The following is an 11,003-nucleotide window of genomic DNA, read 5'->3' as shown; positions in this document are numbered from 1 at the left end:
CCGTGCTGCCCTGCAGCAGCCGCACCGTCTGGCCGGCCAGGCCGCCCTCGCCCGTGCCCTGGCTGCCATCGGCGTTCAGGTCGTTGAACACCGTCCCCGTGACCGTGCTGCCCGCATATTCGCCGGCATTGACCGTTATGGAACTGCCCGCGGTCACCGTGACAGCCGCAGAGCCTGCGGCATTCACGCCGCTATTGGCGGCCGTCGTGCTCGTGCCGGGGGAGGAGAAGGAATAGCCCGAGGCCTTTGCAACGGACACCGTATAGGTGCCGGCGCCGACGCCGGTGAAGCTGTAGCTGCCGTTCGCCGCCGTCGTCGTCGTCTTGACGACGGTCGAACCGCTGAGCAGCTGGACCGTCTGGCCCGGAAAGGCCGTGTCGCTGCCGTTGTTCGCGCCATCGCCATTGAGATCCTTGAAGACGACGCCGCTCACCGTGCCGGTGCCATAGAGACCGGCGTTGACGACCGCGGTGCCGCCATGGCCGACGGTCACGCTCTTCGTGCCGTTGCTGAGCACGGTGCTGGTCGTCGCCGAAGTGGCGCTGCCGCCATAGGTCGTGAAGGTATCGCCGGAGGGGGCAACCACCTGAACCGTGTAGGTGCCGGCGGCCTGGTTGGAGAAGGTGTATGTGCCGGCCGCATTCGTTGTCGTGGTGGCGATCACCGTTCCACCGGCGTTCTGCAGATTGACCGTGATGCCCGCGGCCCCGGCATCGGCCGTATCTTCGACGCCGTTGTTGTTGCCATCCGCGAACACCGTGCCGGTGATGGTAGCCGGCTGGTAGACGATCCCCGCGCTCTCGTTGCCCACGGCCTGGCCGGATGCGAGCGTCACAGGCGTCGTCGAGCCGGTCGCGGGGTCAACCTCCGACGTCGGCGTCAGATTGGTCGTGTACTGGCCCGCGGCCATGTAGACGTCATCGACGAGGACGTCCTTGGACGCAAGGGTCGAGCCAGGAACGCCGGACTGGTAGGTGAAGGTCAGCGTCACCGCGCCCGTGGTGGTCGCGGTGTAGAGGTCGGCGAAATGCGTCCAGGCGCCGGGAGTCAGGATGGTGCCGGAGGTCGAGCCTGCGGTGACAACGGGGACACCGTTGATCGAGGCCGTTAGCGAGAAGAAGCCTGGATTGCCCTGACCTGGCGTAGTCTCGTTGAGGTCGAAGCCAAGCTCGTAGGTGGTACCGGCGACGACGTTGACAGTCTGCGACAGGGTTTCCACGGCACCGTCATCGACGAAGAAGGCCGCGTATTTGGAGGCGGTGGCGTAGTACGGGCTCACCGTGTCGGCGGTCGGCGTGCCGGCATAAGTATTGGTCTGGTAGCTCGCCGGCGTGCCGTATTCCGCCTTGTTGCTGGCGTAGCTGTAGAGTTCGGGCCCGACCCCTGGGCCGGAGCCCCATGGCGTGCCTGCGGTATTCGTGCTCGTCGTCCAGCCGGCAAAGAAGTTGGAGCTGCCGACCGTGCTGAACTGCCCGTTGGTGATGAGATTGGGCCCGAGTGTCGTGGTCGCCGTGCCGCCAGTCGGCTGGGGCGTGGCATCGCTGCCCTTCACGGAATAAGCAGCCCCGGCCGGCGCCACGACATGGGCGGAATAGGTGCCGGGCGCCAGGTTTGAGAAGGTGTAGCTGCCGTCGGTGCCGGTGGTGGTCGTGGAAATGACGCTGCCACTGCCGTTCAAAAGCTGCACTGTCACGCCAGACAGACCGGTATCGGCGTTGTTTTCCAGTCCGTCATCGTTGCTGTCGGCGAAGACCGTGCCGCTGAAGGATGCCGGGACATAGACGCCCGCATCCTGGTTCACCACGGAGGTAGCGGCACCGAGCACGATGGGCGATGCACTCATGCCATTGGTGCCGATCGTCGTATTCGTGAGGCTGGCCGAGGAACCAACGGGCGAGAAGGCCGTGCCCTTCGGCGCAGCCACGCCGACGGCATAAGTGCCCGCCGGCAGGTTGGAGAAGCTGTAGCTGCCACTTGCTGTCGTGGTCGCGGTCAGCTGGGTGGGAACGTAGACCTTGGTGGCCGGAACATAGGAGTAGAGCGTCACGACCACGCCCGAAAGGAAGGTGTCTCCCGTGCCGATGCTGCCATCGCCGTTCTGGTCGAGGAAGATGTTACCGCTGATCGATCCGGACATTGCCTGCCACCCCTATGACGGAGAGTGTGGTCCCGCTCCGTCCCGCGATGCTCTGTATCTCCACCCTTTGGCGACCGTTAGCCGCGTTTGGGGCGGTTCAAATCCATTTCCCTCGAACTTAAGGCGTAGCCAGGAAGAAGCGGCACGCTTCATATTGGAAGCGGTGAAACAAATCCGTGAGCGAAAGCCCGGAAACGGGCGGATTTCCTAAGAAAGATCCATCTCGATCCGCCGATCCCTCCCCTCCTGACCATAAGATAGCGTCGCTGCAGGTCAGGCTTGCGGAGGACGCGGGCGACGGTGTCACTCCCATCACGGGCGGGTGCCTGTTCGCGCCGCGTGGCCAGAGGGAGGGCAGCGGTAGTCCGCACAGGCCTCGCCTTGATCAGCACTTCGTTCCGCTTCAAGACTTGAGGGAGGTGCGCGGGCCAGGACGTCCCGGCCATATCGGCTCCAGCTCAAAGCCAAGGAACCCAGCCTTGAACATCGACATGGCACGAAGCCTGGAGCCGCCTCTCGCGAGCTTGGTGCTTGCAACCCTGGTTCTAGTGGTTGCAGCGACCGTCGCCCGGCTGAGGCCGCGCTGGCCCCTCTGGTTTCAGATGATCTGGCGCCTCGCGATCTTCGCCGCCCTCACCTTTCTTGTGCAACGGCTGCTCGGCTCCCCGCTGCATCCCCGGTTCAATCTGCCCCCGACCGGCACTACCTTCTGGGAGCATGTCATTGAAGGCGGGTGGTGGCTGCTCGCCGCGGGCGTCGCCATCAGCCTCGTGCGCCTTCTCGTCGTGTTGGAGCACAGGCCGCGCGAGACGCAGATCATGTCCGATCTCATCGCCGGCGCCATTCTCATCGCCACGCTTCTCGCGATCGTCAATTTCGTGCTCGGCGTGCCCATTGCCGGGCTGCTGGCGACCTCCGGCGTCATCGCCATCGTTCTCGGCCTCGCCTCGCAGAACACGCTTGCCGATGTTTTCTCCGGCATCGCCGTCGGCATCGAGCGGCCTTACAAGGCGGGCGACCTGCTCTGGATCGAGGGCGATATCGAGGGTCACGTCACGCAGGTCACCTGGCGCTCCACCCATATCGCCACCGGCCACGGCAACATTGCAATTGTCCCGAACAGCGTCGTAGCCAAGGCGCGATTGGTGAACCGCAGCCTCCCGGTTCCGACACGGAGCGACGCCGTCGAGGTCAAGCTGGACCCCGCCGTCTCGCCCGAGCGCTGCATGGAGGTGCTGTTGACCGCAGCGCGCTCCGCTCAACTGCCGTTGGCGGACCCCGCGCCCGCCGTTCTCTGCACGGGTCTCGCGGGAGATGGGGTGGGATACAGCGTGCGATACGCCGTCGCTTCGAGCGACGTTCTGGGTCATGCCCGCACCGAAATGCTGACGCAGATCCATCGCCACCTGCGCTATGCCGCCATATCGCTCGCAGTGCCACCCGGAACCGCGGCCCCAACCAACGCGCGCGTGCCGTCGCCTGCGGATATTCTCGCCCAGTCCGATCTCTTCGGCACCCTGCCCGAGGAGGGCCGCAACTGCCTCGCCGCGCAGTTCCATCCGGCCTGGCTCGACGCACAGCAGACGCTGTTCGAAGAAGGCGGGACACCCCAATATCTGTTTCTCATCGCGAGCGGCGTGGTCGAAATTTCCCGCGAGACGCCGCGTGGGCGCCACGTCGTCCGGCGCATGAGCCCGGGCGAAAGTCTCGGCGCCATCGGCCTCATCACCCAGACGCCCTATGCCGCCTCGGCAACCGCTCTGACACCCGTCAAGGTCTTCCGGTTGGATCGCGGCGCCATCGTCGCGGCGATCGCGACCGTGCCGGATCTCGCCGTGGGGCTAGAGGAACTCGCGCATCGTAGCCAGGTCGCACTCGCGCGGGATGCTGCCGCGGATGCCTTCGTCGAGCCAGAGCATCCGGATGAATTGCGAACCCGGCTTCGCAACGTGCTGCGCCTCTTGTCCCGGTAGTGTTTCGTTCTCACCCCCAAGGCCACGGGGCGGCGGCGCGGATGCAATCCGGCGCGCCGCCAGATGGGACCAAGCGTCGCCGATCAGACCTTGCGCAGGTCGAGGTCGGCCGTTTCCATGTCATGCGCAAGGCCGAGCAACGTCTGCGGCATGCGGTATTTCAACACGACGAACCACGCGACGCCCACCAGCATGTAGACCGCGAAGGCATAGGGGAAATAATTGTAGGGCGCTGCCGGGACGGGATAGACGCTGCCGATCAGCGACAGGATCATGAGAAGCGTCCCAAGCGCCCCCATGACATAGTCGGAAGGCTTGGCCTCGCCCAGCTTCTTCAGAAGAGCCGGGGCCGCCACCGAACATGCCATATAGACCAGGATGAAGCCGAAGCTCGCGATCGTGCCGAAGAAGCCGAGCAGATCCGTGTAGCTGTGGGCGGAGAAGATGGCGCAGACGACGAAGTTCAGCGCGCATCCCAGCGTGACGGCGATGTGCGGCGTCCTGTGGCTGTCATGGACCAGGCCCATGCTCCGATGCACGAGCTGATAGCGCCCGAGCGAGTAGAGCATACGGCTGAAGGCGTTGATCGAGGCGAGCGCACAGGCGAAGCAGGAAATGGCGGCGCCGACATAGATCACGAAGGTCAGCACCGCGCTTTTGCCGGAGACGAGGTCGTTCATCGGGCCGGAACTCGCGCCGAGCTTCGCCGTATTGTCCCCGAAACCCTGGGTGATGACGTAGGTCGTGATGATGAAGAAAATGCCCGCGATGATCGGGGTCAGGATCACGGCGCGGGGAATGATGCGATGGGGGTTGCGCGTCTCTTTACCGAGGGTCGCCGCGCTTTCGAAGCCGACATAGGAGAAGATGCCGAAGACGATGGCCTGTGCGACCGAACCGAAGGACGCGCCCGCCAGCGTATTCTGCTTCACGTCCATCGAAAATCCATGCGCTTGCCAGGAGATGAAGCAGACGACGAGGATGATCGTCATCGAAATGGCTTCGATGGTGAGGCCGATACGGGAGGAAATCCGGATGTCGCGGACTGCGAGCAGCCATACGCCGAGGGAGATGACGGCGAAGAGCACGGCGCGCGGCAGGGTCGCGATGCCGAACGCCGTCAAAAGATCCTGCAGGAAGAGTGCGGTGGCCGCCGTTAGCGCCATGGCGGTGAAGAGATAGGCCGCCAGCATCGCCCATCCGGACAGGATGCCCCAGGAGGGACCGAGCCCCCGCGACACATAGAGGAAAAAGGACCCTGCGGCCGAGATCTTGCTGGCGAGCTTGCCGATGTTCACTCCAATGATGACGAGCGAGATGGTTGCCAGCACATAGACGAGCCAGGACGCGGACCCAGCAATCCCTGCCACGACCGCGACGGCGATGGCCGGTGTCAGCGTGGGGGAGACATTGGCCACCGACTGACCGAGGGCTTCGAAAAACGAAAGGCTATCCTTGCGCAGTTCTGACATGGACCCCGATTCCGCAAATGGAACACCGGCGCATCGCGGGCCGGCTTTCCTGTAAGGTAACTATTTTTCCTCAAGCGGACAATTTGAAATGCTCGCCGACCGGGCAAAAAGCATCAAGCGCAGGCGGTTTTTGCCTGCGCTTTGGTCGATGACCATGGCGATTGCTTATCTTTGCAGCACGCAGCGGCCTCCCGCACGCACCCTCGGCTAGCGGAGCAGCTCCGCCGTCTCCACGCAGCGCACGAGGGGCGCTGCCCCTGCGAGAACGCCGAGCGTCTGGGCATGGGCTTCGGGCGTACCCCCCGCGCAGGCATCCACGACCAGCCGTACCGACCGCCCGTCGTCGACAGCGGCAAGCACGGTCGCAAGCACGCAGCACTCGGTGGCAACTCCGCAGATCGCCAGCGAGGCGCTCGGCCCCACTCGTGCCGCCATCGCCGCATCCCACTTGCCGAAGGTCGGCCGGCTTTCCACGATGGCGCCCTCCGGGACCGGCAGCTTGAGGTCCCAAGCCGGATCATGCGCGGGCAGCAGCAGGCTGGGCCAGGTCTCGAAATATCCCACCCAGGCGCCTGTGGGGGGCATTGGCGCCACATAGCGCGTGAGGATGACGCGCCGGCCATAAGCTGCGACCAGCCGTTCCACCTGCGGCAGCGCGCGATAGAAATCGGCGGACGCCCAGGGGCTGGGCGGGTCGGCAAAGGCCCGCTGCATATCGATCACCAGCAGCCATTCGGTCTCCGGCACCATGGACTAGTCCTCCCCCAGATCACGGAGCGCCGGCAGGCGCGCCTGCCCCTCCTCCACCATGCGCATCGCGGGGATCAGTCCGCCCCATGTGTAGAAACGGTCGGCATCCACACTGTCATCTCCAGCCGCATCGGCGCGATGATAGTTTTCACGGCAGATGCGCGACGTTTCCCAGGCTGGTGCAAAGAGCGCCCAGGCGCGGGCGGCGATCTCCGACGCAAGCGCATCCAAGCCCTGGCGTCTTAGACCTTCCCATACGAGAAAGAGATGCGGGGGCCAGATACGCCCGCGCCAATAGACATTGTCCGCACTCGCCGGATCGTCATGCGCGGAGGAGGGCAGCGGCCGGGCGCCCCCGAACTTGGCGGGATCTTGAAAATATGTGTCGATGAGGGCTTGCACCTGTTCGGGCGAAGCCGCCCCCGCAAGGAGCGGATAGAAGCAGGTGACAGAGAGCGAGGGCGCGAAAGCGCCGGATGAATGACGCCCGGCAAAGACACGACGCTGCGGGTCCCACAACCGCTCGGCTATCCGGGCGTTCAGCCTGCGCGCCGTCTGCCGCAACTCTGCTGCCGCCCTATCATCACCCAAGACCTGCATGATCCGGGCAAGACATTGCGCATCGAGCGAAACCAGGGCGTTCAATCCTGGCTCCGCCAGGTCAAGCCTATGCGTTGCGGGGTCGAAGGCCGCGTCATCGAAGATCGGCGCATTGTCCATGAAGCTCTCGTCCATCGCCGCTTGCTTGGTATGGACGAAGGCGCCAGTGCCGGTCGGGCTGCTGCCGTAGGCGAACAGCCCGTCGCCGGTTCCGCGTGCCGCGTGCCACCAACGATGCGCGCGCAGCAGCGTCGCGGCGTGTTCGGTGAGCAAGGACCGGTCACCCGTCATCTCGTACAGCCGCCACAGAACATAGGCGCCGATCGGCGATTGCGATCGGTCGATCCATTCCTCATTCGTCGTGCGCAGGCAGGCGAGGTTGCCCTCTGGCGTCTGGTACTCGAGCGCAGCTTCAAGATTGGCGCGGGCAGTTGCAAAGTCTCCGGCGAGGCCGGCCAGCAGGGCATGAAAGAACATGTCGTTCAGCCACACGCCCCAGCCGGCGAACTTGCCGGTCAGCCAGTTCCGCGTGAGCACCGTCGTCGGCCGATGGTGCGCCACATCCCAGACCGTGTTCCAACCCACGATGTCCCGCACCGCGGCGGCGGCCGCAGTCAGCCGCTCAGGCTCCGGCTCGGGCCAGTGGGCCAGCAGGTCGGCGCTTCGCTCCAGGGCCATGGCCGCATCCGTCCCGAGGGCGACGGCCACGCGGATCTCGGGATTCATCTGCGCGTTGAAGCGCAACACACCCCAACGCGCATCAGCCTCCTGGCGCGGCGGAGCATAATAGCCGCGAGCGTTCAGATCTTCGGCGAAGCTGTCGATGGACCCATAGGCGCCGCCATAGACGGCCGGTTCGGCGGACTGGACCGAGGCGAACAGCGAGCGGTGTCGTGCCAACAGCCTCGGCACCGCCGTCGGTGGCATGGGCTCGGCATGCTCCGCTTGGACCCAGGGTTCTCCCGGGCGCCATGGCGCAGGGCCGCCCTCGAGGGGCTGGAAGCCCACTTCCAGTCCCGCCCAGAAACGCAGGCCCCATTCGCCGAGGGAGAGAAAGCGAAGCGTGACCGCAACGCGGTGCGGATCGGGCTTGCGGTAACTGAGCTCCATCCGGCTTCCGGCGTGGGCGATATGGGCCCGGATGAAGCAACCGTCAGAGGCGTGCTCCAGCAGCGTAATGCCCTCACCCTGCCCGGCAAGCCGGTAGCGGCCCTCGGCGCTGCTGAACAGCGAGACGCGCAGCGAAAGCCCCGTCGGCAGATGGACGAGGCAAAGCGGGTCGCGCGCATCCCAGCTGTTCCACTGGCGCGCCACGGAGACCGTCATGCCCGGCTCTCGCCCACCGGCAGCAACTGTCCGGCACGGAAACGGAGCCACAGCGGCTGGCCGGGCTCTGTCAAACCGGCCGCGAGAATATCCGGCGACAGCGCCAGAACCTGCACCTGTTCCCCGCCGAGAGCTGCGTGCAGGGTCACGACCGGCCCCCCGAAGTCGCAGGCGGTGAGCCGCGCCTCGAGCGCATCCGCGGGCCGCACCCCTTGGGCAGACTGCACGGCGATTTCCTCCGGGCGCACCGCGAGATGGAACGCCCCGGTACTCGGCAAGGCAAGGCCGGGCGGCGCCGGGATGACGTCGCGGCCCAACCGTAGGGCTCCCGCCTCGACCGTGACAGGCAGCAGGTTGACGGCGCCCAGGAAGCCCGCGACAAATTCATCGATAGGCTGACGATAGATGGCCGCGGGCGGGCCTTCCTGGCGGATCACCCCACCTTCCAGCACCACCACGCGATCGGCGAGGTAAAGCGCCTCTTCCTGGTCATGCGTCACCATCACCGTCGTCACCTGCGTCTCGGCCTGGATGCGCTTGAGCTCCTCGCGCACCTCCTGCCGCACTTTGCGGTCCAGCGCCGAGAGCGGCTCGTCCAGCAACAGCAGCGCGGGCCGGATGACGAGGGCGCGGGCCAAAGCCACACGCTGTTGCTGGCCGCCGGACAGCGCTGCGGGCTTGCGCTGCTCGAAGCCCTGCATGCGTACCAGCCGCAGCACCTCGGCCACCCGTGCCGCGCGTTCGGGCTGCGCCACTCCGCGCATCTTCAGGCCGAAGGCGATGTTCTGCACCACCGTCATATGCGGAAACAGCGCGTAGTTCTGGAAGACCACGCCGATGTTGCGGTGCTCCGGCGCCATCATGGTGATGTCACGGCCGCCGAGCAGAACACGCCCACGGTCGCAGGCGGTAAAGCCGGCGACGAGCTTGAGCAGCGTCGTCTTGCCCGAGCCCGAGGGTCCGAGAAGGGTGTGAAAGGCCCCACCCGGCACGGCAAGGCTCACATCTCGCAGCACCGTCGTTGGCCCATAGGCCTTGCCGACCGCCTCGATGGTGAGGCTCACAGCGCGCCCCCGCCCGGCAGGCCGGCATTGCGCAAACCAAGACGGTGCAAGGCCAGGATGAGCAGGCAAGTAATGCCGACGATGAGGGTCGCCAGCGCATTGAGATCCGGCAGATAGCCGACACGGATCAGCGTGTAGATCTTGAGCGGAAGGGTCTGAACGCCGAAGGGCGCCAGGAAATACTGGATGAGGAAATTGTTGAAGGAAACCATGAAGGCCATCAGGATTCCGCTAAGGATGGACGGCAGGATCAGCGGCACGCTGATCCTCATGAAGCTTTCGATTGGGCTGGCACCGAGCGATCGCGCCGCGAGATCGAGATCGCGGTCGAGCGCATGGAGCCGCGCGGCGACGATGAAGACGACATAAGGCAAGGTCGTCGCGAGCAGGCCGAGATAGATCGAGAAGAGGCTGCGCCCGAGGCCGATCGCGTTGACGACGAGCAGCATGGCGAGTCCCAGGATGAGCCAGGGCACCGTGATCGCGGCGAGGAGTGCGAGCCGCAGGAGCGCGCTGCCGAGGCGCGAGGCGCGCCGATCGAGCCAGATCGCGGCCATGGTGCCGAAAACGCCGGCCGAGAGCGCAACCGCGGCAGAAAGCTCGACGGAGAGCCAGGCGGGTCCGAGCAGCCCGGAATCGCTGAACAGCGCCGCGTACCATTTCAGCGTACCGGAAAAGGGAAAAGTGCCGTAGGACGAGGTGTTGAAGGACAGCAGAATGATGATCGCGAGCGGCAAAAAGAGGATGGCGAGCACCAGCCACAGCGTGCCGCGCATGAAGGGGGAAAGAGAGTCCGCATCCCGCAGCCGACGCTCAGACATGGCCGCGTCTCCCGATCCACGCGGCCGCCGGACGCAGACCGGCAAGGATCCCCGTCACCACCAGCATGCCGGCGAGCAGCAGCAGTGACAATGCGGCCCCGAAGGACGGATCATCCGCGCGGGTCATCTGATCGGCAATGACATTACCGAGCAACAGGCCATGCGGGCCGCCGAGGATTTGGCTTTCCACGAAGGCGCCGCCCATGGGCACGAAGACCATGATGAGGCCGGTGACGAGCGCGGGATAGGCGAGCGGGAAGACGATGTGCAGCATGCGCCGCATCCGCCCCGCGCCGAGCGAACCCGCGGCCGCCAGCAATGAGCCGTCCACACGCTGCATGCCGGAGAAAAGAACGAAGATCATCAGGGGCAAGTTTTCGTAGACGAGCATCACGACGGTTGCCGCCTGGGTATAGAGGATGGAGGCGCCTGGAGACGCGAGCCCGATGACCCGCGCCAGCATCATCAGCGGACTGCCGGAGCCGAGGACGACGAAGATGCTGTAGATCAGCAAGAGGTAGGACGTGAGATAGGGGATGATGATCGCGAGCAGCACGAGGGTGCGTGTCCGCGCCGGCAGGCGGGAGAGCACCCAGGCCGGCCCCCAGGCGAGGGCGGCGGTGATGAGGGCGGCAATCCCTGCGGTCCATAGCGTCTTCAGCGCGAGACGAGCGTACAGCGGGCTCGTCACCATGCGGCCGTAGCTGTCGAGCGAAAGCGGTGCCCCGGCCCCGTCCGGCGCCAGGCTGAACCAGACGAGGACGAGGAGCGGGATCACCACCATCAAGGCGAGCACCAGCGCCGCCGGCAAAAGGAGCAGCGGAGAAGCGAGGCGCCCGATGATCCGCTGCCCGTGCACC

At 65.6% G+C, this 11,003-nt stretch carries 8 protein-coding genes; 1 reads left to right on the top strand and 7 read right to left on the bottom strand.

The window, feature by feature from the left end; translation table 11 throughout:
- Nucleotides 1-2,137, bottom strand: a 2,137-nt coding sequence (locus tag ACYQ6W_RS10470) for a beta strand repeat-containing protein (protein ID WP_459675187.1), incomplete at its 3' end; no start/stop codon positions are given.
- A gap of 479 nt (nt 2,138-2,616) precedes the next feature.
- Here ACYQ6W_RS10470 and ACYQ6W_RS10465 point away from each other — a divergent pair.
- A complete protein-coding gene (locus ACYQ6W_RS10465; protein WP_459675186.1) occupies nt 2,617-4,110 on the top strand; it encodes a cyclic nucleotide-binding domain-containing protein in 1,494 nt (497 codons plus the stop codon).
- Nucleotides 4,111-4,193: 83 nt separating this feature from the next.
- On the opposite strand, the gene ACYQ6W_RS10460 is transcribed toward ACYQ6W_RS10465, so the two are convergent.
- From ACYQ6W_RS10460 to ACYQ6W_RS10435, 6 genes are all read right to left on the bottom strand, one after another.
- A complete protein-coding gene (locus tag ACYQ6W_RS10460; RefSeq protein ID WP_459675185.1) occupies nt 4,194-5,582 on the bottom strand; it encodes an APC family permease in 1,389 nt (462 codons plus the stop codon).
- Between the two features lie 207 nt (nt 5,583-5,789).
- Nucleotides 5,790-6,332, bottom strand: coding sequence for a cysteine hydrolase family protein (locus tag ACYQ6W_RS10455; protein WP_459675184.1), 543 nt, complete (start codon nt 6,330-6,332; stop codon nt 5,790-5,792).
- Between the two features lie 3 nt (nt 6,333-6,335).
- On the bottom strand, nt 6,336-8,258 hold the full coding sequence (locus ACYQ6W_RS10450; protein ID WP_459675183.1) for an MGH1-like glycoside hydrolase domain-containing protein: 1,923 nt from the start codon (nt 8,256-8,258) through the stop codon (nt 6,336-6,338).
- Nucleotides 8,255-9,322, bottom strand: a complete 1,068-nt coding sequence (locus tag ACYQ6W_RS10445; protein ID WP_459675182.1) for an ABC transporter ATP-binding protein — start codon at nt 9,320-9,322, stop codon at nt 8,255-8,257. Before ACYQ6W_RS10445 ends, ACYQ6W_RS10450 begins: the two co-directional genes overlap by 4 nt.
- On the bottom strand, nt 9,319-10,143 hold the full coding sequence (locus ACYQ6W_RS10440; protein ID WP_459675181.1) for an ABC transporter permease: 825 nt from the start codon (nt 10,141-10,143) through the stop codon (nt 9,319-9,321). Before ACYQ6W_RS10440 ends, ACYQ6W_RS10445 begins: the two co-directional genes overlap by 4 nt.
- The gene (locus tag ACYQ6W_RS10435) at nt 10,136-11,002 is read right to left on the bottom strand and encodes an ABC transporter permease (RefSeq protein ID WP_459675180.1); all 867 of its coding nucleotides are present in this window, start codon (nt 11,000-11,002) and stop codon (nt 10,136-10,138) included. Before ACYQ6W_RS10435 ends, ACYQ6W_RS10440 begins: the two co-directional genes overlap by 8 nt.
- Nucleotide 11,003: the final 1 nt, after the last annotated feature.

The sequence above is a fragment of the Acidisoma sp. 7E03 genome (assembly GCF_054665075.1).
The sequence above is the reverse complement of the archived record's forward strand: the minus strand, read 5'-3'. Positions and strand labels throughout refer to the sequence as shown.

Excerpts from the sequence above, each read along its gene's own strand:
- ACYQ6W_RS10450 (WP_459675183.1), bottom strand. The coding sequence starts at position 8,258 with ATGACGGTCTCCGTGGCGCGCCAGTGGAACAGCTGGGATGCGCGCGAC.
- ACYQ6W_RS10460 (WP_459675185.1), bottom strand. The coding sequence starts at position 5,582 with ATGTCAGAACTGCGCAAGGATAGCCTTTCGTTTTTCGAAGCCCTCGGT.
- ACYQ6W_RS10455 (WP_459675184.1), bottom strand. The coding sequence starts at position 6,332 with ATGGTGCCGGAGACCGAATGGCTGCTGGTGATCGATATGCAGCGGGCC.
- ACYQ6W_RS10440 (WP_459675181.1), bottom strand. The coding sequence starts at position 10,143 with ATGTCTGAGCGTCGGCTGCGGGATGCGGACTCTCTTTCCCCCTTCATG.